Raw genomic sequence first — 23,356 nt, 5'->3', positions numbered from 1 at the left:
AAATTATTAAATTTTATTGCGTTCTTTTGATTTTAGTGCTACTTTTGTTATGTCTTTTTGACAAAGTCATAATTTTACCAATTAAATATTCAACTATGATAGCTGAAGTAACAACTCCTAAAGAACTTCAAAAAATGGATCCGGTTTTTGGACAAGTATCCTTTGATAATCATGAGCAAATTGTTTTTTGCAATGACAAAGATACTGGTTTAAAGGCAATAATTGGAATTCATAACACAGTTTTAGGACCAGCATTGGGTGGAACAAGAATGTGGAACTACACCAATGAATGGGAAGCTTTGAACGATGTTTTACGTTTATCACGCGGAATGACTTTTAAATCTGCTATCACTGGTTTAAACCTTGGTGGAGGAAAAGCAGTAATTATTGGCGATGCTAAAACGCAAAAAACGCCTGAATTAATGCGAAAGTTTGGTGAATTCGTACATTCATTAAGCGGAAAATATATCACCGCCGAAGATGTAGGAATGCAAACGGAAGATATGGATACTGTGAGAGATGTAACACCTCACGTAACCGGAATTTCTGAAGCAAGAGGCGGATCAGGAAACCCTTCGCCAGTAACTGCGTTTGGAGTTTATATGGGAATGAAAGCAGCTGCTAAATATAAATTTGGTTCAGAATCATTAGCAGGAATCAAAGTATTGGTGCAAGGAATTGGCCATGTTGGCGAAACTTTAGTTGATTATTTAACAAAAGAAGGAGCTATTGTAACCATTTCTGATATAAATGAAGCTCGTTTAAACGAAGTTGGTGCTCATTATGGTGCAAAAGTTTTCAATGGTTCTGATCTATATGCAGCCGATGTTGATATTTATGCTCCATGTGCGTTAGGTGCAACCATTAATGATGATACAGTTTATAAATTGAATGCTTCCATTGTAGCAGGTGCGGCAAATAATCAGTTGGCGAATGAAAATATTCACGGAAAAATTCTTCAAGAAAGAGGTATTTTGTATGCTCCTGATTTCTTAATCAACGCAGGAGGAATCATAAATGTTTATGCAGAAATTGAACATTATGACAAAGCAGAAGCAATGAGAAGAACAGAAAATATTTATAACACTACGTTGGAAATCTTTGATTATGCTGTGAAAAACAATATCACAACACATCAAGCAGCTTTAACAATTGCTCAAAATAGAATAAATCAACGTAAAAAAGAAAGCGGGAAATAATTTTTTCCGATAAATAATACTATTTTTGTGACGTCCTACGGGGCGTCACTAATTTTTTAAAAAGTTCTTACAACGTGTTAAACAGGAGACATATTCGGGTAAAAGTATTGCAAACCATTTATGCAATGCATCAAAGCGGTTCTGATCAATTGGAAAAAGAAGAAAAATTCTTATTCGCAAGTATCGAAAGTATTCAGGATTTATATTTGATTGTGGTTTCTGCTTTAGTTGAAATCAGAAAAAAAGAAGAAGATTTTTTGGAGAAAGCTTCCAAAAAACATTTAGCAACAGAAAAGGACTTAAAGCCAAACAGAAAATTTATTTCAAATCGTGTCTTACTTGCTTTGGAAGAAAATAATTCGCTTTCCATTGCATTAGAAAAACGAAAAATCAACAATTGGAGTCAGAATGATGACCTTATTTTGATTCTATTGGAAGACATCAAAAAGAGTTTGCTTTATCAAAATTATTTGTCCGACAAGACAGATTCTTTTGAAAACGACAAAAAATTCTTGGCAGATATGTTCACTGAATTAGTTGCTTCTAACGAAAAATTGTATGATTATTTAGAAGATTATAAACTCACTTGGGTAGATGATATTCCGTTGGTCAACACAATGATTCTGAAGCAATTGAAACACATGGAGGAAGGTGTTGAAAAATCCTTTGCCGTTTTACCACTGTATAAAGATGCCGAAGACAAAGATTTTGCACGCGATTTGTTTAGAAAAACAGTTTTAAATGAAAATGAATTGGCCAAAGAATACATCGACCGAACTCCTAATTGGGATCCGGATCGTATTTCTGAAGTAGATACTATCATGTTGAAAATGGCTATTTGTGAGTTTTTAAGATTTCCTTCTATTCCGGTGAAAGTAACCATCAACGAGTATTTGGAAATAGCCAAAGAATATGCCACACCAAAAAGCAGTATTTTTATAAACGGAGTTTTAGACAACTTAGTCAAAGACTTCCAAAAAGCAGATAAATTAAAGAAAACCGGTAGAGGTTTAATGTAATTTTTAAATTCAACTAACTATGTTAAGAAAATCAATTTTTGCTATGTTTGTTTTTGCATCATTACTTTCTTGTAAAAAAGAAGATGCACTTTCTAAAATCGATCCAAACAGTAAAGATATTCCAATCAATGAATATGTTGGAAATCCACAAGCAACACCAACACAAGAAAATCCGGTTAAACAAAATACAAATCCGGAAGCAAATTCAGTAACTCCACCGCCGGCAGATGGAAAATATCCGGCCATGACGTTCAACAAAAAAGAACATGATTTTGGTGTAATTAGTGAAGGTGCTAAAGTGGAAACAACTTTTACTTTTACTAACACAGGAGAAGCCGACTTAATTATTGCCAATGCTTCAGGATCATGTGGTTGTACTGTTCCTGAATTTCCGAAAGAACCAATTAAACCAGGTAAAACAGGAAAAATGAAAGTTTCTTTCGACAGTAACGGAAAACCCGGAATGCAACAAAAATCCGTCAATATCACAGCCAATACAGCGTCCGGAAAAGATGTTTTAACCATCAAAGCAAACGTAACACCAAAACCAAAAGCAGAAACCCCTGCAGTAACTAATCAATAATATGGAAAATATTCAGTCGTTATTACCGTTTTTATTAATGTTTGTGGTCATTTATTTTTTTATGATCAGACCGCAACAAAAACGTGCAAAACAAGAAAAAGAATTTGAAAGTAATTTAAAAGTAGGCGATAGAATTATCACCAAAAGTGGACTTCATGGAAAAATTGCTGAAGTATCTGAAGGTACAGTTGTGATTGAAACAATGTCCGGAAAATTAAAAATGGAACGCTCAGCTATTTCTATGGAAATGAGTGCCAAATTAGTAGAAAAGAAATAATTATTTTCGATACTTATCATTTAAACCGATGTTTGCCAAAAGCATCGGTTTTATTTTTTCAAAACGGTCAAGTTTTGTTTTTTCCTGTTTGGCAGAATCAATGTATTCTATAAATTCTTTTTGTTTAAAGGGTGAAAAAGCATTGAATTTTTCTACTAAATTCTTATCTTCATTCAACTTTGAAAGAAAAAAATCAGATGGTTTTACTTCTTTCTTCTCCGGTTTAATTGATAATCCATTTTTTTCATTTTCTATGGCTTGTTTCACGTAGTGAAGAACTAATTTTTCGTTCACTTCTTCTTTTGAAGTAAATCGCCATTGTCGTAATCCTTTGGTAACTCCTTCTCCGGCATTTACCAACACATTTTTTTCATCTGAAAGAAAGACTCCATTAAAAAACCAAATCGTGAAATAGTCTTTAAACCCTCCAATTCCAATGATGTTGCGGTTATTCCAAGTATAAACAATTCCGCCCCATTTGGTGGTTTCAACTAAATCGGTTTTGACTATAATCGATTTTAAAAGTTCAATTTCTTCAAGCCATTTCTGATTTCTGTTCCAAGTTTTTTTGTCTTCCATAATTATAAAATAAAATAGCCGCTGATTTACAGATTAAAAATAAATAAAATCAGCAAATCAGCGGCAACTTAAAACATAAAATTTATTTCTTCTCCGCAGTTAACTCAGCGATTTTCACAATCACTTCCACCGCTTTTTGCATACTTTCCACCGGAACATATTCATATTTTCCGTGAAAATTGTGTCCGCCCGCAAAAATATTCGGACATGGCAAACCTTTGTAGGAAAGCTGGCAACCGTCTGTTCCGCCACGAATAGGTTTAATAAGCGGTTTGATATCTAATTTTTTCATTGCTTTTTCGGCAATTTTTACAATATGAAAAACCGGTTCTACCTTTTCTTTCATATTATAATATTGGTCTTTGATTTCAATAATGGCTATATCTTCACCAAATTGTTTTTTAAATTTTTTATTGAATTTAGCCGTCAAATCATGCAAAAACTCTTTTCTCTTTTTGAATAATTTTTTGTCATGGTCACGAATAATTAACGAAACCGTGCTTTCTTCAATGCTTCCGGTAATTCCGGTTACGTGAAAAAATCCTTCATAATCTTTCGTTTCCTCAGGCACTTCTTTTTTTGGTAGTTTAGATATGAATTTGGAAGCCAACAACATCGAATTAATCATTTTTCCTTTCGCATAACCCGGGTGAACGCTTTTTCCTTTGAATGTAATTTTTGCTCCGGCAGCATTGAAATTTTCATACTCCAATTCACCAATCTGACTACCATCCATCGTATAAGCCCAATCTGCTCCAAATTTTTCAACATCAAAATGATGAGCACCACGACCAATTTCTTCATCCGGTGTAAAACCAACCCGAATTTTTCCGTGTTTAATTTCCGGATTCTTGATTAGAAATTCCATTGCGGTAACAATTTCCGTAATTCCGGCTTTGTCATCAGCACCTAAAAGCGTTGTACCGTCTGTAGTGATAATGGTTTGGCCTTTGTATTGTAATAAATCTTTAAAATAGGAGGGAGATAATACGATATTTTGCTCAGCATTCAACACTATATCTTTTCCATCATAATTTTGTATGATTTGCGGTTTCACGTTTGCACCTGTGAAATCTGGCGTCGTGTCATAATGCGAAATAAAACCAATCACCGGAACTTCATGTTCTACATTGCTTGGTAAAGTAGCCATAATATAGCCATTTTGATCGATGGTGACATCAGAGAGACCAATTTCTTTGAGTTCTTCGACTAATTTATTGGCTAAAACCAATTGTTTTTTTGAACTTGGTGTCGTTTCTGAGTTCGGATCAGATTCAGTATCAATGATGACATAGCTGATGAACCGGTCGATGATATGTTGCATAAAATAAGGTGATTTAATGTAAAATAATTACAACAAAGATACGCATTGATGGGAATTTAACAATGGTAAGTTTTATAGTTAACGTTTCTCATGTATGAGCCGTTGCGTGTCTCGTCACAAACCATTAAAAGTACAAAACTTCTTTGGAAAATCCGCGAGGATTTTCCAAAGAAACACAGACCAAGCAATGGTTTATACACGGTGTTGCCAACAAGCTTTTATTCCGTTTTATATTTTTTTCCATTCCGATATTGGAATCGGTTCGTATTTTATTTTTTTCGCAATATTAGTAAATTCAGTCAGAATTTTTTCTAATTCTTGAATTGTGTTCAATCGCTCTTTCTTTGTGTTAATTTTCTTTGTAAATCCCAAATAGCTAAAATCAATATTGTGCGATTTGAGTTCTGCTAATTTTTTAGAAAATTCCGAACTGTTCAAATGGTTAGTAAATCCATAAATCTGAAATTCCGCAATTTTTGATTTGTTTATGTCTATGTCGAAAACCATTTCGCAACCATTAATTTCACCAACTGCGACATAGTCAACTAAACTATTGTGATTTGGTTTAATCGTTTTTTTATTAAATCCGATTTTTTCCAGTTCAGAGTAGGGTTTTTGAGTTAAAATACGATTTTTATATTTCCTTTTTCTAAACCAATCCATTGTCCAAGTTCCAATAACAATTAATGGCAAAACAACTAAAGTCAGTGAATAGATTATAAAAATCAAATTAGCTGAAATTTCAGAATGAAAGAAGTAAAGAAAGATGGAAAATCCGATTGTCAGAATTCCGCTTATCCATAAATAGCTTTTAATCAGAAATTTTCTATTTAGTTCTAAAAGTTCGTTCATTCAGGTTGATGGTAACGTTTCGCGGCTTTGCGAAGGCGGGGATTTCTAGCACTTACTTTCTTGATATTCCCAAATTATAAATATAGCACAAAGCTTTCTAAAAAAGCACAAAACCCCCGCTTTTGCAAAACCGCTGTTAGCAGTAGTAGTTTTATGATATAAAGTTATTTCCACCAACATAAAGGTCAAAACTGATTGAAAGTCCTAATTCGTTCATTCTCCTTATGTCGTTAATGTCAATTGTATGTCCGCCAATCATTCCGTTGCCGTTATGAATGTCCATTGCAACCGATATAAAACCTTTTGCTTTTTCAGCAAGTTGTTTTATGCCAATCTTATCTTGCTCCAATAAATTAAGCAGTTTTTTTAATTTGTCTTCAAATTCGTCAGGTTCTGGATTAGGTAAAAATTTTAGACAACTAAACGTATGATTTGACTTTCCGCTTTTTCTGAGGTCGCCTTTACTCCAATATTCAGTTGGTTTCAAATGTGTCATTGCTTTTAAAGTGTCCGCAGATAATATTTCTGAAGTCGCTATGAAATAAACACGATGATATGCTTCAGTATCAACACCAGTAACTTCGTTCGTCTTTGTGTCAATATAAACTGCAAAATAAAATCTTTCGTCAAGTACAGGTAAGTATGCAATAATTATTTCGTCTTTTCTATCACGGTCAATACGGTCAACTTTCAATTTGTTGTCGGCATAAATTGGACTGTGAATTTCAAGATACTGCTCTGTCACTCCAAGTGTCTTTTCCTTGAATTCCTTTTCAATAAGTTCTATGGCTTGTTGGTCTGTCATACTATTACTGCTAACTTATTTATACGTCTGACAAAATCAGACTTATCTACCCCAAATTGGGTGTATATGTCTGATATATCGTCAGATTTATTTTTTCAAATTTAATAAATAAATCTTACAAATTATCAAAGCGACTTTATTCATTAATTCTTGTTTTGAAATACAATCTTTTAGCCCCGACCTTGCCTACCGGCAGGCAGGTTGCAGCGGAAAGCCTTTTGGGAAGAAAACCTATTTTTTCTTGGTTTGGCAGAGCGACCAACGGAAGCTCCTGCCGAACCTTAGAAAAAAAGGTTTTTGAGCAAAAGCTTGTAGTGAAAAGCGGGATTAGCTTCTAAAGAATTGACTAATCGTCACATTTCCATACAAACTTCTTGTGCGTATGCGGAAATCCTTCACGTTCATAAAATGCGTGGGCTTTTTCTCGTTTAAAGCCGGAGGTGACTTCAATTTGAAGGATATTTTTTTGCTTGGCAATCGTTTTTAATTCATCGAGCAATTGTTTACCAATGTGAAGACTTCTGTAATTGGCATCTACAAACATTTCCTGAATTTCGCCTACCAAACCACCGTGATGGATGAGGTTTTGCACATGACAACTGAGGAAACCAACCGCAATTTGATTGATTTCGGCTAGCAGAAAAATGTGTTTGGAATTGGCGAGGTTTTCGAGAAAGATGACACGTTGCGATTCTTTTGGAAAAACGCAGTCTTCTAATTCGTTGATGAATTGATAAACGGCCTCAAAATCGGTTTGGGTAACGGGACGAATGAGGCAGTTCATGTTCGCTATTTTTTGATGGATTTTAAAACGGCTTTTTTCTCAAAGTTCAGCACTTCTAACGTAATTGGAACTTGGTTGACTGTTTTGCCTTCGATGACATATAATTTGGCGGCTCCTTCTTTTACGTTGCTTAAGTCAAAATCTACATCGCCATGCGTTAGTGTGTTTTTGATATCAATCGTATCAATCCACGTTTCCGCCAATACTGCTGAGGCTTCTTCGGAGTAATGAAACGGTTTTGTACGAATGTCTTTCAACACACGACAATTGGGTAAATAACAGAATGTTACGCCTCTTGCATCGGCTTTAGCCCCTAGAAAATAAATAAGAAAAATGACTCCGATTAATAAACCGAACAGGAAAAAGGCAAGACGTTGATAGAATTTCATTTCTAAGTTTTAATGCGGCAAAAGTACGAACAAATTCGCTAAAACACAATCAAATTAATATCGCTGTTGGGTAAATCAAACCAATCGCCAATAGATTTGTTGGTCAAAATGCCGTGATAAAAATAGAGTCCGTTTTTGAGTCCTCGGTTGCAACGAATGGCACTTTCTACACCGCCGTCTTCCGCAATTTGAATTAGATAAGGAGTTAAAATATTGCTAATCGACAACGATGCAGTTTTAGAATAGCGAGATGGAATATTCGGTACACAATAATGGATTACGTTGTTTTTAATGAACGTAGGTTTTTCGTGTGTTGTGATTTCTGACGTTTCAAAACAACCTCCTGTATCAATGCTCACATCGACAATGACAGCTCCTTTTTTCATGTGTTCCACCATGGTTTCGGTGACCACAATAGGAGTACGGTTTTGTCCACGCATGGCACCAATGGCTACATCGCAACGACGTAACGCTTTTAAAAGTCCTTTCGGTTGAATGGTGGAGGTAAAAATCGGATGTTTTAAATTGTTTTGTAAACGACGCAGTTTGGTAATAGAGTTGTCGAAAACTTTTACATTTGCTCCCATGCCAAGAGCGGTTTTGGCGGCAAATTCGCCTACGGTTCCGGCACCGATAATAACCACATCGGTAGGAGCAACGCCAGTAATATTTCCGAAAAGCAAGCCTTTTCCGAATTGGTTGTTAATCATTAGTTCTGAGGCAATGAGAATTGAGGCTATTCCGGCAATTTCACTTAGTGATTTTACGGCAGGGTAAGAACCATCGTCATCTTTGATGAATTCAAACGCAAAAGCGGTGATTCTTTTCTTAGCTAGTTTTTCAAAATATTCTTTTTTACGAGTTTTTAATTGAATGGCAGAAATAACAATTGTATTGGGATTAATCATTTCGATTTCTGCAGAAGTAGGTGGTTCTACCTTCAAAATCATCGGACAACTAAAAACTTTTTTTGGATCTTGTGTAATTTCTGCTCCTGCATCGGAATATTCTTTGTCGGAATAACTCGCACTTTCTCCTGCTCCGGCTTCCAACATTACTCGATGACCATGCGACACTAGTGAATTTACTGCATCCGGTGTCAAGCAAATTCTACGTTCTTGATAAGAAGTTTCTTTGGGAATTCCGATAAATAATTCGCTTTTATGTCGGGCAATTTCCAATTTTTCTTCCTGCGGAAGTAATTGCTGTTTGGAGAAAGGTGTTATGGGCATAAATCAAATTGTAAAAATTAGTGTCTAAGTTAGGAATTATTTTGGAATTTAAAAGAGATATTTTTTTTCTGAAAAGTTTAAGGTTTCAGGTTTCAAGTTGATTCGTGCTGAAAAGAAAATGTTTCACCGACGAATCCGTTTTTTATCTATTATAGAAGCTCTCAAAATCTGTGAAAATCCGCGTTTTGCAAAGCAAATCTGTTTAATCCGTATTCTATTTTTAAGTTTTAAGTTTCAAGTTTCAAGTTGAGTTGAACTATAAATTAGTTTAAAATTAATTTTCGATAACCGTTTTCCAAAATTTCTATAGTAATGACATTATGTTTGTCAGGAATTAAGTTCGGAATTTTTTCTGCCCATTCGATAAAACACCAATGTCCGGAATAGAGATAATCTTCGATACCGAAATCAAGGGCTTCCATTTCATTTTTTAGACGATACATATCGAAATGATAAACCAATCCTTCATTAGCTTCATATTCGTTAACCAACGAAAAAGTAGGACTGGAGGTTGGATTTTTTACACCTAGTGCTTTGGCAAGTGCTTTGATGAAGGTAGTTTTTCCGGCACCCATTTGCCCGTTAAAAAGGATTACTTTTTCGGGGTTTGAGGTTATTATTTTTTGAGCGATGAATTCTATTTCGCTTAAATTGAATTGGTATTGCATTTTAGTTTTCACTTTTTGTGGTACACAGAATTTGATTCAAATTGCAAAATTAGCAAATTTTATGGGTTCCAATCACCCTCTCCTTTGGAGAGGGGTTAGATAATAGCACACAGATTTTCACTGATTGAACTGATTTTCACAGATTTTTGATAGCTTCACTATAACTGATTTAAATAGATTTGTTCCTGCTAAATTTCTACTGTTTTCAACCGACAACTGACAACCGACAACTGACTTTACCTCGGATTAAAAACCAAAAACGGCACAATCATTTCCTCCAATGAAATTCCGCCATGCTGATACGAATTTCGATAATAACTCACATAATGATTGTAATTATTTACATATGCCAAGAATAAATCATTTTTGGCAAAAATAAAAGAACTACTCATATTGATGGAGGGTAAACCGATTTTTTTCGGGTCTTTTACCGCATAAACATCTTTGTCTTCGTAGGTTAAACTTCGTCCGGTTTTATAACGAAGGTTCAAACTTGTGTTTTTATCACCAATCACTTTTGATGGGTTTTTTACATTTATGGTCCCGTGATCAGTGGTTAAAATGAGTTTGAAACCCATTTGTTGAGCCATTTGAATCATTTCCAACAGAGGAGAATTCTTGAACCAGCTTAGTGTTAACGAACGATACGCTTTGTCATTGGAAGCCAATTCTTTAACCACTTCCATTTCGGTTTTGGCGTGCGAAAGCATATCTACAAAATTATAAACAATGGTAGTTAAATCGTTGTTTTTTAAACCTTTGAAATTATCAACTAACTTTTTACCGTCTTTAAAATTGGTGATTTTATAGTATTCACTTTTAATGTGTAGGCCTAATCGTTTTAATTGAGCTTCTAAAAATTCGCCTTCGTAAAGATTTTTTCCACCGTCTTCTACATCATTTCGCCAATATTGAGGAAATTGTTTTTCCATTTCCAATGGCGTTAAACCTGAGAAAATAGCATTTCTTGCATACTGTGTAGCAGTTGGCAACATGGCGTAATAAGCGGCTTCTTTTTCGGGTTTGTAATGATTATTAACTACACTTTCAAAAGCTTTCCATTGGTCATAACGCAAATTGTCTATCACCACAAACAAAATAGGTTTATCTTTTTTTACGATTTCCGGAACAACATATTCTCTGAATAATTTGTGTGATAAAACCGGTTTATCTGCTTTATCTTCAAACCATTTTTCGTAATTTTTTTCAATAAATTTTCCGAATTGAGTGTTGGCTTCCACTTTTTGAGATTCTAAGATGGAAATTAATCCTTGGTCTTCTATGTTTTCTAATTCAATTTCCCAGAAAATTAATTTTTTATACAGTTCAGTCCAATCTTCAAAAGAGTTTACCATCGCTAAGTCCATCGCAATTTTTCGAAATTCTTTCTGATAATCCAACGTCGTTTTTTCGGTAATTAAACGGGAATGATCTAAATTTTTCTTTAAAGCCAACAAAATTTGATTGGGATTAACCGGTTTTATCAAATAATCAGCAATTTTAGAACCAATGGCTTCTTCCATGATATGTTCTTCTTCGCTTTTGGTAATCATAATCACAGGAACAGCCGATTTTTTCTCTTTCATTTCCGAAAGGGTTTCTAAACCACTCATTCCGGGCATGTTTTCATCCAAAAAGACAATGTCAAACTGGTTTTCTTCAAATATATCAACCGCATCACGACCATTATTGCACGTGGTCACGGCATAATTTTTATTTTCTAAAAAAAGAATATGTGGTTTAAGTAAATCAATTTCATCATCTACCCAAAGAATTTTTATTTTGTCCATAAAGGTGTTTTTTATTTGGTGCAATTTAACAATTATCGAACGTAGGAAGTATTAAAGTTATTGTAAAAAAATCGTTGATTAATACAAAATCAAAATCAGTATATTTGCAATCCAATTCTAACTTTGTGAGTCGAACCAATAAATTAAAAATCTTTAACGATCCAATCTACGGTTTTATTAGTATTCCGAATGAATTGGTTTTCGATTTAATTCAGCACCCATACTTTCAGCGATTGCGAAGAATTTCTCAAATGGGATTGTCATATTTGGTCTATCCCGGAGCTCATCATACTCGTTTTCATCATGCTTTGGGAGCGATGCATTTGATGCAGAAGTCGGTTGAAGTATTGCGGTTTAAGGGAATTTCAATTTCGCAAGATGAAGAAACAGCACTTTATGTTGCCATTTTGCTTCACGATATTGGTCACGGACCATTTTCGCATGCTTTGGAGCAAAGTATTGTTGAAAATGTGCATCACGAAGAAATTTCCCTGTTATTTATGAATCAGCTTAACGAGGAATTTGATGGGAAGTTAAGTTTAGCAATTCAGGTTTTTAAAGGCGAATATCATAGAAAATTCATGCTTCAATTGATTTCAAGTCAGTTGGATATGGATCGGATGGATTATTTAAAAAGAGATAGTTTTTATTCCGGTGTGGCCGAAGGAAATATCAATTCCGACCGATTAATTCAGATGTTAAATGTGATTGATGATGTGTTGGTTGTGGAAGAAAAAGCCATTTATTCCATCGAAAAATTTCTTATGGCCAGACGATTGATGTATTGGCAAGCCTATTTGCATAAAACCAGTTTGGTGGCAGAACTAATTCTTACTAAAGCATTAAAAAGAGCCAAAGAACTTTCTCAAAAAGGAATTGTTTTGGATGCATCAAAACCACTTTCATTTTTCTTGAGTAATAAAATTGAAAAAGAAGATTTTACTACTGAAATTTTAGAAAAATTTTCGCAATTAGACGATTTTGATATCATGAGTGCGATGAAATCATGGCAATATCATGACGATTTTGTACTGAGTTGTTTAAGTAAAATGATTATCAACAGAGATTTACTGAAAATTAGAGTGAGCAATGAAAAGTTTGATAGAGAAGTATTAACAACATATAAAGAACAGTTATTGCAACAATATCCTATCTCTATGTCAGAAATGGATTATTTTGTTTTTAAAGGAAAAATAAAGACACTAGGTTACAATAAAGAGTCGCAACCAATTAAAATTGTTAAAAAAGACAGGACTGTAGAAGATATCGTAATTTCTTCTGATCAACTTAATTCGAGAGCATTCTCAAAACCCGTAACCAAATACTACATTTGTTTTCCAAAAGTACTTGAAGAAATTAACAAATTTTAGGTAGTTTTTTATATTTTTGTCAGAATGAAATTCACTGCAGCACAAATAGCAAACATATTAGAAGGCGAAGTCGTTGGTAACCCCAATGTAGAAGTCTATAAATTGTCTAAAATTGAAGAGGGATCCGAAGGTTCGCTTACTTTTTTAGCCAATCCAAAATACGTAAATTACATATATAGCACCAAGGCATCCATTGCTATTGTAAATAATTCTTTTGAGCCGGAACACGAAATTTCGGCAACATTAATAAAAGTAGAAGATGCCTACAAGTCTTTTTCAAAATTACTGGAATATTATAATCAAGTAAAATTAATGAAATCCGGTATCGAGCAACCTTCCGTTATTTCAGAAGGAGTTACCTATGGTGAGGGATTATATTTAGGGAGTTTTTGCTATATAGGTAAAAATGTAAAAATCGGTAAAAACGTAAAAATATATCCCAACAGTTTTATCGGAGATAATGTTTTAATTGGTGATAATTGCGTATTTTTCGCCGGTGCAAGAATTTATTCGGAAACGGAAATAGGAAACAATTGCACTATACATTCAGGAACAATAGTAGGTTCTGATGGATTTGGATTTGCACCCATGGCAGACGGTAGTTTTGATAAAATTCCACAAATAGGCAATGTTATAATTGAAGATGATGTAGAAATTGGAGCTTGTTCAACAATTGATAGAGCAACGTTAGGTTCAACAATTATAAGACGAGGTGTAAAATTTGATAATCAAATTCATGTGGCTCACAATGTCGAAATTGGTGAAAACACTGTAATTGCAGCACAAACAGGAATTGCAGGATCAACTAGAATAGGAAAGAATTGTTTGATTGGCGGTCAAGTAGGAATTGCTGGTCACATTGTTATAGGTGATGGAGTACGTATCCAAGCTCAATCCGGAATAGGTAAAAATCTCAAAGACGGAGAGACAGTACAGGGTTCACCATCCTTCAATTATGGAGATTACAGCAAATCATATGTACATTTTAGAAATTTGCCAAAAATTGTAAGCGATTTAGAAGTATTAAAAAAAACAATAACTAAAGAATGATGGTACAATCGGTTAAACAAAAAACCATAAAAAACGAAGTTACTTTAAAAGGAGTAGGATTACACACCGGTCAGGAAGTTGTTATGACATTCAAACCCGCTCCGGTTAACAACGGATTTTCATTTGTAAGAGTGGATTTAGAAGGTCATCCAATTATTGAAGCAGATGCAAATTATGTGGTAAATACACAACGTGGAACCAATTTAGAAAAAAATGCGGTTAAAATTCAAACTTCAGAACATGTTTTAGCAGCTTGCGTTGGATGCGATATTGATAATCTTATTATTGAGCTAAACGCTTCTGAGCCACCAATTATGGATGGTTCATCCAAATATTTTGTTGAAGCACTTGAACAAGCAGAAGTGGTTGAACAAGATGCGGATAGAAAAGTATATGTTGTTAAAGAAGTTATTTCATATACAGACGAAGCAACAGGAAGTGAAATTCTAGTAATGCCTTCTGATTCGTATCAAGTAACTGCAATGGTTGATTTTGGTACAAAAGTATTAGGAACTCAAAATGCGACATTAAAAAATATTGGCGATTTTAAAAAGGAAATTGCTGATGCCAGAACATTCAGTTTCTTGCATGAGTTGGAATCCATGTTAAATAATGGATTAATAAAAGGAGGTGATTTAAATAATGCTATCGTTTATGTTGACAAAGAAATTTCAACAGAAACTATGGAAAATTTAAGAACTGCTTTCGGAAAAGATAAAATTTCGGTAAAACCAAACGGAATTTTAGACAATTTGACATTGCATTATCCAAATGAAGCAGCTCGTCATAAATTACTGGATGTTGTTGGTGATTTAGCCCTGATTGGAACAAGAATTCAAGGAAAAGTAATTGCCAATAAACCAGGACATTTTGTAAATACACAATTTGCAAAAAAACTTGCAAAAATTATTAAAATAGAGCAACGAAATCAGGTTCCAACATATGATTTGCATCAAGAACCATTGATGGATATTCATAAAATTATGGCCATGTTGCCACACCGACCACCGTTTTTGTTGATTGATAAAATTTTTGAATTATCAGAATCACATGTTGTAGGTTTGAAAAATGTGACCATGAACGAACCATTCTTTATAGGTCATTTTCCCGATGCTCCGGTAATGCCGGGTGTTTTAATTGTAGAAGCAATGGCTCAAACAGGCGGAATTTTGGTATTAAGTACTGTTCCGGATCCTGAAAATTACCTTACTTATTTTATGAAGATCGATAATGTAAAATTCAAACATAAAGTATTACCGGGTGATACATTGATTTTTAAATGTGATTTAATTACACCAATTCGTCGCGGAATTTGTCACATGCAAGCCAATGCGTATGCCAATGGAAAATTGGTTGCAGAAGCCGAACTAATGGCACAAATTGCCAAAAAGAACTAACAACTAAACTATGAATCAACCTTTAGCATACGTACACCCAGGAGCAAAAATTGCACGAAATGTAGTAATTGACCCTTTTACAACCATTCATAATAATGTAGTTATTGGCGAAGGAACCTGGATTGGATCCAACGTAACCATAATGGAAGGAGCCAGAATTGGTAAGAATTGCAATATTTTTCCCGGAGCTGTAATTTCAGCGGTTCCGCAAGATTTAAAATTTGGTGGAGAAGATTCACTTGCAATTATTGGTGATAATTCTACTATTCGAGAGTGTGTAACCATCAATAGAGGAACCATTGCTTCAGGCCAAACCACAATTGGAAAAAATTGTCTTATTATGGCAACTGCTCACGTAGCTCACGATTGCCATATTGGTGATAACGCCATTATTGTTAACGGAGTGGCTTTAGCCGGCCACGTTACCGTAGGTAATTTTGCAATTATTGGCGGATTGGCTGCTGTTCATCAGTTCATTAACATTGGTGATCATGCAATGATTTCAGGAGGTTCGTTGGTAAGAAAAGATGTTCCGCCTTTTACAAAAGCGGCAAAAGAACCACTTTCTTATGTTGGAATTAATTCAGTTGGATTACGAAGAAGAGGATTTACATCTGAAAAAATCAGAGAGATTCAAGAAATATACAGAATATTATACCAAAAAAATTATAATACATCACAAGCAGTGAGCATTATAGAAGCAGAAATGGCAGCTTCGCCGGAACGTGATGAAATTCTTCAGTTTATCAGAAACTCTTCACGAGGTGTAATGAAGGGTTATACAGGAGTTTATTAAAAAGGTAATAGGTAAATGGTGATAGGTAATAGTATTTCCTAACAAAAAATAACAAACAAATTAAAATTAAAATAAAACAAGAATGGCAAGTACTTCAGATATTAGAAACGGATTATGTATCAAACACAACCACGATATTTATAAAATTATTGAATTTCTTCACGTAAAACCAGGAAAAGGTCCTGCTTTTGTTCGTACCAAATTAAAAAGTTTAACCAACGGAAAAGTGTTAGACAACACATTTTCTGCAGGACATAAAATTGATGTAGTTCGTGTGGAAACGCATACATTCCAGTTTTTATATTCAGAAGGAACTGAGTTTTATTTCATGAATACAGAAAGTTTTGAGCAAATTACATTGAATAAAGATGTGTTAGATGCTCCGGATTTATTGAAAGAAGGAACAAACGTAATGGTTCAAATTAATACAGAAACCGATTTACCTTTGTCAGTTGATATGCCGGCTTCAATTATTTTGGAAGTAACTTATACAGAACCGGGTGTAAAAGGAAATACCGCAACAAACGCAACAAAACCAGCTAAAGTAGAAACAGGTGCAAGTGTAAACGTTCCTTTATTCATCAACGAAGGCGATAAAATTAAAATTGATACAGCTTCGGGTGCTTATATGGAGCGTGTAAAAGAATAATTTTAAAAATCAATATCAATTTCAATAACAAATTTCAAGTTTTATGAAATTTCCAAAAACGCATTCGCTCAAAGAAATAGCTCAAATTATTGGAAGTGAATTTGTGGGAGATGAAAATTTTCCGGTTCAGGGAATGAATGAAATTCATGTGGTTGAACCCGGGGATATTGTATTTGTTGATCATCCGAAATATTATGATAAAGCTCTTCAATCGGCAGCAACTATTGTTCTAATTAATAAACAAGTGGATTGTCCTGACGGAAAAGCCTTGTTGATTTCTGATGATCCCTTTCGTGATTTTAATAAGTTAACGAATCATTTCAGACCGTTTACCTATTCAAATGTATCGATTTCATCTTCTGCTCAAATTGGCGAAGGAACTGTAATTCAACCGAATTGCTTTATTGGAAATCATGTGAAAATCGGTAAAAATTGTCTCATCCACGCAAATGTTTCCATTTATGATCATTGTGTAATTGGCGATAACGTAATTATTCAAGCAGGAACTATTTTAGGTGCCGATGCTTTTTACTACAAAAAAAGACCAGAAGGATTTGATCAATTACTTTCCGGAGGTCGAGTAGTGGTTGAAGATAATGTTGGAATTGGAGCCTTGTGCACCATTGATAGAGGCGTAACAGGCGATACAACCATTGGTGCCGGAACAAAAATTGATAACCAAGTACATGTTGGTCATGATACCGTTATCGGAAAAAAATGCCTAATTGCAGCACAAACCGGAATTGCAGGTTGCGTAATCATCGAAGATGAAGTAACTTTATGGGGGCAAGTAGGCACAACAAGCGGAATCACAATTGGTTCTAAGGCTGTAATTATGGGACAAACCGGCGTGACAAAATCAGTTGATGGAGGAAAAACCTATTTCGGAACACCAATTGAAGAATCACGTGAAAAGTTGAAACAATTGGCTAATATTAAACGAATACCGGAGATAATTGAAAAACTAAAATAAGATGAACCCAAAAGAATTAGTTCAATCGTTTTATAATTCGGATGCTTTGTATAACAGCAAAACATTAGAATCTTTTTTACACCCCGAAGTTGTTCTGGAATGGAACAGCAGCAAGGGTTTTTTCAAAAAAGACCGTGACGGATTATTACAAATGGCGAATGATTTAAAGATTGGATATGAAACATTTGTGGTTCAAATTCATCAAATTTTAGCGGAAGATAATTTAGTTTCTGTGCATTACACTCATTTTGGGACTACTATTGAAAATCCTAACCAAATCAATCGATTAGCTTATTTTTTTGTGATTTGGGAAATTGTTGACGGAAAATTGTTTCGAGGTTATCAAATGAGCCAATTACCTTAAAAAAATAAATTGTATAGTAATTTTGCAAAAAAAAATATAAAAAAGCATAAAAAAAGTAATCGAAAGAATTACTTTTGTAACTCGAAAATTAAACACAAACAAACACAATCATGAGCGTTTTAGTTAATAAAGATTCAAAAATAATTGTTCAAGGATTTACAGGAAGCGAAGGAACATTTCATGCTTCACAAATGATTGAATACGGAACAAATGTAGTTGGTGGAGTTACTCCGGGTAAAGGAGGAACAACGCATTTAGATCGTCCTGTTTTCAACACAGTAAAAGATGCTGTTGAAAAAGCAGGAGCAGACACAACTATCATTTTTGTACCACCCGCTTTTGCTGCCGATGCCATTATGGAGGCTGCCGATGCCGGAATTAAAGTAATTATCACTATCACAGAAGGAATTCCTGTGGCAGATATGATAAAAGCATACGCTTATATTAAAACTAAAAACTGTCGTTTAATCGGTCCAAACTGTCCGGGTGTAATCACTCCGGAAGAAGCAAAAGTTGGTATTATGCCGGGCTTTGTTTTCAAAAAAGGAAATGTTGGAATCGTTTCAAAATCTGGAACGTTAACCTATGAAGCAGCTGACCAAGTTGTGAAACAAGGTTTGGGAATTACAACTGCTATCGGAATTGGTGGAGATCCAATCATTGGAACCACAACCAAAGAAGCAGTAGAATTATTAATGAATGATCCTGAAACACATTGTATCGTAATGATTGGTGAAATTGGTGGTCAATTAGAAGCAGATGCTGCAAAATGGATTAAAGCTGACGGAAATCGCAAGCCGGTTGTTGGTTTTATCGCAGGTGAAACCGCTCCAAAAGGAAGAACAATGGGTCACGCAGGTGCTATCGTTGGTGGTGCAGATGACACAGCAGAAGCGAAGAAAAGAATTATGAGAGAAAGTGGAATTCACGTAGTAGATTCTCCGGCTGAGATTGGTAAAAAAGTAAAAGAAGTTTTAGGATAATCATCCAAAAAATATAAAGTTATGATAAGCCTTGATTAGTCAGGGCTTATTTTTTTTCAATATAAAATAGAAGAATAAAAATGTATAAAGAAGTAAGCAAATTTAAAAATAGTGGAAGTTTTCAATTTTCATCAAACGATGATTTGGAAATGGTTTGCAATGCACCAAATGATGCCAGTGGCGTTTTTTTGGTTTATGCTATTCAAGAAGAGAATAAAGAATTAATCATGGTTGGTTCTACCGGAACAGTTCAAAATGATGGAACTTTGAAAACCAAAAACGGAGGCTTGTATGATAAAATCGTAAACGGACATCAATTTGCTAAAACCGCTCGTAAATATTCTTGGAAAACACAATTACAACTAGAAAAAATAGAAGCAGTGGAAGTGTTTTGGTATGAAACCTATAACAACAAAACCAAAGTTATTCCAACTTTTGCGGAAGCTCAGATTTTGCAATTATTTTTAAAGGAAAATGGAAAGTTACCGAGGTGGAATGTGGCTTTTTAAAAGATTTAGTCAAAATTGATAAAAGGTTTTCTGAGTAAGAAAACTTTTTTTGTTTAAATCAGCTTGACAAAATCCATTAATTTCATATCAAATTTAAAAATAGAATTACTATTTTTAATAAATCTACAAACAATTCAAATGAAACACTTAGCACTATTAAGAGGCATCAACGTATCCGGTCACAACATGATTAAAATGGATGCTCTCAAAACCATCCTTGAAAATAGTGGATTTCAAAATGTAGAAACCTATGTTCAATCCGGAAATGTTTTTTTAGAATCGGAAGATGAAAATTCGCATAGTGTTGGTTTTACCATCAAACAAGAAATAGCGAAACACCTTGGTTTCGATGTTCCGGTTATAGTAATTAGTAAAGCTGATTTAGAAAAATGCCTGACTAATAATCCGTTTTTAAAAGAAAAGGAGGTTGATACTAAAAAACTATACGTTGCCTTTATTTCAAAAGAATTAAACAATACTTTTTTGAACGAATTAAAAATAAGTCAATTCAAACCCGACGAAGCCTTTATAGATGGAAACAGAATCTATATGAAATTAGAAACAGGTGCAGGAAATACAAAACTGACTCAAAAATACATTGAAAAAAAGTTAAATGTAATTGCCACAACCCGAAATTGGAATACAGTGAATAAGTTGATTGAGTTGTTTTAGGAAGAGGTTAAAAGGTTAAAAGTTTATAAAGTTAAAAGGGGATGAGATTTACATTTGATAGTTCAAGTAGTCGGGTTTTAACTTTACTGTTAAATAATTAAAGATGCTTAAGTCTTTCCGTTTTTTGAAAGACATTTTTTATATATTTGATTTTCAATTACTTTTTATGAAAGAAATTTACACTTTAGCTTTATTTGTCACTACTTTTTTTATTGGTAATGCTCAAATAATTAATATTCCTGATGCTAATTTTAAGGCAAAGTTGCTGGAGGCAAGTCCGAGTAATCAGATTGCGTCAACACAAACACCTAATGCTAATGGTTATATTGAAAGTTATATTAAAATTGATACAAATAATAATGGTGAAATTGAAGTTAGTGAAGTTAGCGGTATTAAATATTTAAATGTTCGAAATTCAAACATTAATAGCCTAGATGGAATTAGCTCCTTTTCAGCTTTAGAATATTTAATTTGTGCAATTAATGACTTAGAATTTCTCAACATTTCTCAAAATTTAAATTTAAAAGAACTGGATTGTTGTTTTAATCAATTGGAAACACTCAATGTTTCACTAAATCCACAACTTACTTCGCTAACTTGCTTTGATAATCATTTGACAACTTTAGATGTATCTCATAATCAAAGTTTAGTAGAGTTAACATGTTTCAATAATCAATTGACAACTTTAGATGTATCTCAAAATCAAGAATTAGAAATTCTATTTTGTTCAGGTAATCAATTAACAAATTTAGATGTTTCACAAAATCAACAATTAAAGCAACTTTTTTGTTCACTTAATCAATTATCTACATTAGATATTTCTCAAAATCCTATGTTACGTGATTTGGGTTGTGCTAATAATCAAATAACAAATTTGGATGTATCGCAAAATAGTATGTTATTTAATTTAAAATGTGAAAACAATCTATTGACAACGTTGGATACATCAAATAATATTATTTTGAGCTATTTAGAATGTTCCTCTAATCAATTATCATCTTTAAATGTTTCACAGAGTGTTGGTTTAAATGAATTAAGTTGCGGCTCTAATCAATTAACAACTTTAGATCTAACGCAAAATTTAAATTTACTGTCAGTAAATTGTCCTAGTAATCAGTTAACAACTTTAGATATAACGCAAAATTTAAATTTACAGTCAATAGATTGTTCTGCTAATCAATTATCAACTTTAGATTTTTCTCAAAATTTACTATTAAGTGGTTTAAATTGTTCAGATATTCCCTTAACAACACTAGATGTTACTCAATATCCATTATTAGATGTTTTAATATGTAAAAATAATCAGTTATCAACTTTATTTTTAAAAAATAACAATCAATTAGATTGGATATTGTTAGATTTTAATGATAATCCAAATTTAGAATATATTTGTGCAGATGAAGATGATATAGCATTAGTTCAGCAAAATATTAGTAATTATGGTTATGCCAATTGCCATGTAAATAGTTATTGTTCATTTGTGCCAGGAGGATTATTTTACACTATACAAGGAAATACAAAGTATGATAGTAACAATAATGGTTGTGATGATTTAGATATTATTATGCCTAATCAGAAATTTACCATTACTTCCGGTGCATTAAGTGGTTCTTTTATTCCTGATGAATCTGGTGATTATACCTATGATGTTCAATCAGGAACTCACGTAATTACTCCTGTTTTAGAAAACCCAAACGACTTTATCATTTCGCCAACTTCTGCAAGTGTTACTTTTCCAACTACAACCAGTCCATTCACACAAGATTTTTGTATCACTCCCAATGGCATAAAAAATGATTTAGAAATATCAATCATTCCAATTGAAGTGGCTCGTCCCGGATTTGATGCTGAATATAAAGTTATTTATAAAAACAAAGGAAATCAAGTGGCAAATGGAACTCTAACATTTAGTTTTGATGATACAATAATGGATATTCTTTCATCAATTCCATCAGTTGATGGTTCAGGAACAAACACTTTAAATTGGAATTTTACTGCCTTAAATCCTTTTGAAACCAGAGAAATTGGTTTAATTTTCAATATCAATTCGCCAATGGAAATCCCTGCGGTAAATGATGGTGATGTTTTAGTTTATACTGCTACTATTGCTAGTGCAACGGATGAAACACCAAATGACAATACATTTACGTTAAACCAAACAGTAGTTAACTCCTACGATCCAAACGATAAAACGTGTTTAGAAGGAAACACAATTTCCCCCGAAATGGTTGGTGAATACGTGCATTATGTCATCCGTTTTGAAAACACAGGAACATTTGCTGCCGAAAATGTTGTAATTGCTGACGTTATTGATGCGACAAAATTTGAAATTAATACATTAATTCCACAAAGTAGCAGTCACAATTTCTTTGCCAGAATTAATGGTAATAAAGTTGAATTCATATTTGAAAACATCAACCTTCCTTTTGATGATGAAAATAACGATGGTTATGTGGCTTTCAAAATTAAAACGAAACCAAATTTGGTTTTAGGTGATGAATTAACAAACACAGCAAGTATTTATTTTGATTATAACTTTCCAATCATAACCAATACAACTTCCACAACAGTAGAAGAACCTTTAAGTAATCAAGATTTTGATTTTGAAACTAATTTTATATTGTATCCAAATCCGGCAAAAGATGTTTTAAATATTAAGGTTAAAAATGAAATGGATGTAAAATCGGTTTCCACATACAACACACTCGGACAAATTATAATGACAACCATTCATGCTGAAAATGGTGAGATAAATGTTTCAAACTTACAAACTGGAAGTTATTTTATAAAAGTGTTTACAGATAAAGGTAGCTCAACAGCAAAATTCATTAAACAATAAAAACGCATGTTCTATACAAAAAGGCTCTACTTCGATAGGGCTTTTTTTTATTTCCATAATTTTTTGTAATTTATAAAAAACTCCAAATGGCAAACATTAATTTAATTATAGAATAATCTAGCTAGATTCATCTAGTTGATTCATTGGCTGAAATTGGTAGAAAAGTAAAAGAAGTATTGGGATTGTTATCTAAATATTATTTTAATACAATTGTTAAAGTCTTTCCATTTTTTGAAAGACTTTTTTTATATAT

The 23,356-nt window shown here is 33.5% G+C and carries 24 protein-coding genes; 15 read left to right on the top strand and 9 right to left on the bottom strand.

The genetic code is table 11. The features are described 5' to 3' along the window. Positions 1–95: 95 nt before the first annotated feature. From B4N66_RS15570 to yajC, 4 genes are all read left to right on the top strand, one after another. Positions 96–1,199: a Glu/Leu/Phe/Val family dehydrogenase gene (locus tag B4N66_RS15570; RefSeq protein ID WP_291096060.1), complete on the top strand. Its 1,104-nt coding sequence runs from the start codon at positions 96–98 to the stop codon at positions 1,197–1,199. A gap of 107 nt (positions 1,200–1,306) precedes the next feature. Then, complete coding sequence (gene nusB, locus B4N66_RS15565) at positions 1,307–2,218, top strand: transcription antitermination factor NusB (RefSeq protein WP_291096172.1); 912 nt, start codon at positions 1,307–1,309, stop codon at positions 2,216–2,218. Between the two features lie 19 nt (positions 2,219–2,237). After that, positions 2,238–2,801: a DUF1573 domain-containing protein gene (locus B4N66_RS15560; RefSeq protein WP_291096058.1), complete on the top strand. Its 564-nt coding sequence runs from the start codon at positions 2,238–2,240 to the stop codon at positions 2,799–2,801. Position 2,802: 1 nt separating this feature from the next. Continuing rightward, entirely contained in the window at positions 2,803–3,078 is a 276-nt protein-coding gene (gene yajC / locus B4N66_RS15555) for a preprotein translocase subunit YajC (RefSeq protein ID WP_112086370.1), read from the top strand. Here yajC and B4N66_RS15550 read toward each other — a convergent pair whose 3' ends face one another. The 9 genes from B4N66_RS15550 to B4N66_RS15510 all read right to left on the bottom strand — a co-directional run bounded on the left by B4N66_RS15550 (position 3,079) and on the right by B4N66_RS15510 (position 11,501). Beyond that, positions 3,079–3,657, bottom strand: a complete 579-nt coding sequence (locus B4N66_RS15550; RefSeq protein WP_291096056.1) for a YdeI/OmpD-associated family protein — start codon at positions 3,655–3,657, stop codon at positions 3,079–3,081. 82 nt (positions 3,658–3,739) lie between these two features. Then, positions 3,740–4,981, bottom strand: coding sequence for a peptidase T (gene pepT / locus B4N66_RS15545; protein ID WP_291096054.1), 1,242 nt, complete (start codon positions 4,979–4,981; stop codon positions 3,740–3,742). A 228-nt stretch (positions 4,982–5,209) separates the two neighbouring features. Next, positions 5,210–5,833, bottom strand: coding sequence for a hypothetical protein (locus B4N66_RS15540; protein ID WP_291096052.1), 624 nt, complete (start codon positions 5,831–5,833; stop codon positions 5,210–5,212). A gap of 151 nt (positions 5,834–5,984) precedes the next feature. Continuing rightward, positions 5,985–6,638 (bottom strand): DUF4279 domain-containing protein, encoded by a 654-nt coding sequence (locus tag B4N66_RS15535; protein WP_291096051.1) that lies wholly within the window; start codon positions 6,636–6,638, stop codon positions 5,985–5,987. Between the two features lie 346 nt (positions 6,639–6,984). After that, on the bottom strand, positions 6,985–7,422 hold the full coding sequence (locus tag B4N66_RS15530; RefSeq protein WP_291096048.1) for a GNAT family N-acetyltransferase: 438 nt from the start codon (positions 7,420–7,422) through the stop codon (positions 6,985–6,987). Between the two features lie 5 nt (positions 7,423–7,427). Next, entirely contained in the window at positions 7,428–7,811 is a 384-nt protein-coding gene (locus tag B4N66_RS15525; protein WP_291096047.1) for a DUF4258 domain-containing protein, read from the bottom strand. Between the two features lie 38 nt (positions 7,812–7,849). Beyond that, positions 7,850–9,043 carry an alanine dehydrogenase gene (locus tag B4N66_RS15520; protein ID WP_291096046.1) on the bottom strand — a complete coding sequence of 398 codons (1,194 nt, stop codon included), beginning with the start codon at positions 9,041–9,043 and terminating at the stop codon, positions 7,850–7,852. A 263-nt stretch (positions 9,044–9,306) separates the two neighbouring features. Next, positions 9,307–9,711, bottom strand: coding sequence for a tRNA (adenosine(37)-N6)-threonylcarbamoyltransferase complex ATPase subunit type 1 TsaE (gene tsaE / locus B4N66_RS15515; protein ID WP_291096044.1), 405 nt, complete (start codon positions 9,709–9,711; stop codon positions 9,307–9,309). A 236-nt stretch (positions 9,712–9,947) separates the two neighbouring features. Then, complete coding sequence (locus tag B4N66_RS15510; RefSeq protein WP_291096042.1) at positions 9,948–11,501, bottom strand: bifunctional response regulator/alkaline phosphatase family protein; 1,554 nt, start codon at positions 11,499–11,501, stop codon at positions 9,948–9,950. A gap of 125 nt (positions 11,502–11,626) precedes the next feature. Between B4N66_RS15510 and B4N66_RS15505 the strand changes: the two genes are divergently transcribed. The 11 genes from B4N66_RS15505 to B4N66_RS15455 all read left to right on the top strand — a co-directional run bounded on the left by B4N66_RS15505 (position 11,627) and on the right by B4N66_RS15455 (position 23,103). Beyond that, complete coding sequence (locus tag B4N66_RS15505) at positions 11,627–12,871, top strand: HD domain-containing protein (RefSeq protein WP_291096171.1); 1,245 nt, start codon at positions 11,627–11,629, stop codon at positions 12,869–12,871. A gap of 24 nt (positions 12,872–12,895) precedes the next feature. Continuing rightward, a complete protein-coding gene (gene lpxD / locus B4N66_RS15500) occupies positions 12,896–13,921 on the top strand; it encodes a UDP-3-O-(3-hydroxymyristoyl)glucosamine N-acyltransferase (protein ID WP_291096040.1) in 1,026 nt (341 codons plus the stop codon). After that, the gene (locus B4N66_RS15495) at positions 13,921–15,318 is read left to right on the top strand and encodes a bifunctional UDP-3-O-[3-hydroxymyristoyl] N-acetylglucosamine deacetylase/3-hydroxyacyl-ACP dehydratase (protein WP_291096169.1); all 1,398 of its coding nucleotides are present in this window, start codon (positions 13,921–13,923) and stop codon (positions 15,316–15,318) included. The genes lpxD and B4N66_RS15495 overlap by 1 nt, the downstream gene beginning before the upstream one ends. A 10-nt stretch (positions 15,319–15,328) precedes the next feature. Then, positions 15,329–16,114 (top strand): acyl-ACP--UDP-N-acetylglucosamine O-acyltransferase, encoded by a 786-nt coding sequence (lpxA, locus tag B4N66_RS15490; RefSeq protein WP_248433999.1) that lies wholly within the window; start codon positions 15,329–15,331, stop codon positions 16,112–16,114. 82 nt (positions 16,115–16,196) lie between these two features. Next, complete coding sequence (gene efp, locus B4N66_RS15485) at positions 16,197–16,763, top strand: elongation factor P (protein ID WP_248433998.1); 567 nt, start codon at positions 16,197–16,199, stop codon at positions 16,761–16,763. Between the two features lie 43 nt (positions 16,764–16,806). Then, positions 16,807–17,736, top strand: a complete 930-nt coding sequence (locus B4N66_RS15480; RefSeq protein WP_291096037.1) for a UDP-3-O-(3-hydroxymyristoyl)glucosamine N-acyltransferase — start codon at positions 16,807–16,809, stop codon at positions 17,734–17,736. Between the two features lies 1 nt (position 17,737). Beyond that, entirely contained in the window at positions 17,738–18,100 is a 363-nt protein-coding gene (locus B4N66_RS15475) for a nuclear transport factor 2 family protein (protein ID WP_291096035.1), read from the top strand. A gap of 110 nt (positions 18,101–18,210) precedes the next feature. After that, a complete protein-coding gene (sucD, locus tag B4N66_RS15470) occupies positions 18,211–19,083 on the top strand; it encodes a succinate--CoA ligase subunit alpha (RefSeq protein ID WP_291096033.1) in 873 nt (290 codons plus the stop codon). An 80-nt stretch (positions 19,084–19,163) separates the two neighbouring features. Next, the gene (locus B4N66_RS15465) at positions 19,164–19,592 is read left to right on the top strand and encodes a hypothetical protein (RefSeq protein WP_291096031.1); all 429 of its coding nucleotides are present in this window, start codon (positions 19,164–19,166) and stop codon (positions 19,590–19,592) included. A gap of 138 nt (positions 19,593–19,730) precedes the next feature. Next, complete coding sequence (locus tag B4N66_RS15460) at positions 19,731–20,264, top strand: DUF1697 domain-containing protein (protein ID WP_291096029.1); 534 nt, start codon at positions 19,731–19,733, stop codon at positions 20,262–20,264. Positions 20,265–20,430: 166 nt separating this feature from the next. Continuing rightward, the gene (locus B4N66_RS15455) at positions 20,431–23,103 is read left to right on the top strand and encodes a DUF7619 domain-containing protein (RefSeq protein ID WP_291096028.1); all 2,673 of its coding nucleotides are present in this window, start codon (positions 20,431–20,433) and stop codon (positions 23,101–23,103) included. The last annotated feature ends 253 nt before the right edge of the window (positions 23,104–23,356 follow it).

The organism is Flavobacterium sp. UBA2787, from assembly GCA_002352205.1.
Lineage (GTDB): Bacteria > Bacteroidota > Bacteroidia > Flavobacteriales > Flavobacteriaceae > Flavobacterium.
This window is presented reverse-complemented; position numbering and strand designations above follow the sequence as displayed.

What these genes read in the sequence shown, in the direction of transcription:
- B4N66_RS15570 (WP_291096060.1), top strand. Translation starts at nt 96, where the DNA reads ATGATAGCTGAAGTAACAACTCCTAAAGAACTTCAAAAAATGGATCCG.
- B4N66_RS15560 (WP_291096058.1), top strand. Translation starts at nt 2,238, where the DNA reads ATGTTAAGAAAATCAATTTTTGCTATGTTTGTTTTTGCATCATTACTT.
- yajC (WP_112086370.1), top strand. Translation starts at nt 2,803, where the DNA reads ATGGAAAATATTCAGTCGTTATTACCGTTTTTATTAATGTTTGTGGTC.
- B4N66_RS15550 (WP_291096056.1), bottom strand. Translation starts at nt 3,657, where the DNA reads ATGGAAGACAAAAAAACTTGGAACAGAAATCAGAAATGGCTTGAAGAA.
- pepT (WP_291096054.1), bottom strand. Translation starts at nt 4,981, where the DNA reads ATGCAACATATCATCGACCGGTTCATCAGCTATGTCATCATTGATACT.
- B4N66_RS15540 (WP_291096052.1), bottom strand. Translation starts at nt 5,833, where the DNA reads ATGAACGAACTTTTAGAACTAAATAGAAAATTTCTGATTAAAAGCTAT.
- B4N66_RS15535 (WP_291096051.1), bottom strand. Translation starts at nt 6,638, where the DNA reads ATGACAGACCAACAAGCCATAGAACTTATTGAAAAGGAATTCAAGGAA.
- B4N66_RS15530 (WP_291096048.1), bottom strand. Translation starts at nt 7,422, where the DNA reads ATGAACTGCCTCATTCGTCCCGTTACCCAAACCGATTTTGAGGCCGTT.
- B4N66_RS15525 (WP_291096047.1), bottom strand. Translation starts at nt 7,811, where the DNA reads ATGAAATTCTATCAACGTCTTGCCTTTTTCCTGTTCGGTTTATTAATC.
- B4N66_RS15520 (WP_291096046.1), bottom strand. Translation starts at nt 9,043, where the DNA reads ATGCCCATAACACCTTTCTCCAAACAGCAATTACTTCCGCAGGAAGAA.
- tsaE (WP_291096044.1), bottom strand. Translation starts at nt 9,711, where the DNA reads ATGCAATACCAATTCAATTTAAGCGAAATAGAATTCATCGCTCAAAAA.
- B4N66_RS15510 (WP_291096042.1), bottom strand. Translation starts at nt 11,501, where the DNA reads ATGGACAAAATAAAAATTCTTTGGGTAGATGATGAAATTGATTTACTT.
- lpxD (WP_291096040.1), top strand. Translation starts at nt 12,896, where the DNA reads ATGAAATTCACTGCAGCACAAATAGCAAACATATTAGAAGGCGAAGTC.
- B4N66_RS15495 (WP_291096169.1), top strand. Translation starts at nt 13,921, where the DNA reads ATGGTACAATCGGTTAAACAAAAAACCATAAAAAACGAAGTTACTTTA.
- lpxA (WP_248433999.1), top strand. Translation starts at nt 15,329, where the DNA reads ATGAATCAACCTTTAGCATACGTACACCCAGGAGCAAAAATTGCACGA.
- efp (WP_248433998.1), top strand. Translation starts at nt 16,197, where the DNA reads ATGGCAAGTACTTCAGATATTAGAAACGGATTATGTATCAAACACAAC.
- B4N66_RS15480 (WP_291096037.1), top strand. Translation starts at nt 16,807, where the DNA reads ATGAAATTTCCAAAAACGCATTCGCTCAAAGAAATAGCTCAAATTATT.
- B4N66_RS15475 (WP_291096035.1), top strand. Translation starts at nt 17,738, where the DNA reads ATGAACCCAAAAGAATTAGTTCAATCGTTTTATAATTCGGATGCTTTG.
- sucD (WP_291096033.1), top strand. Translation starts at nt 18,211, where the DNA reads ATGAGCGTTTTAGTTAATAAAGATTCAAAAATAATTGTTCAAGGATTT.
- B4N66_RS15465 (WP_291096031.1), top strand. Translation starts at nt 19,164, where the DNA reads ATGTATAAAGAAGTAAGCAAATTTAAAAATAGTGGAAGTTTTCAATTT.
- B4N66_RS15460 (WP_291096029.1), top strand. Translation starts at nt 19,731, where the DNA reads ATGAAACACTTAGCACTATTAAGAGGCATCAACGTATCCGGTCACAAC.
- B4N66_RS15455 (WP_291096028.1), top strand. Translation starts at nt 20,431, where the DNA reads ATGAAAGAAATTTACACTTTAGCTTTATTTGTCACTACTTTTTTTATT.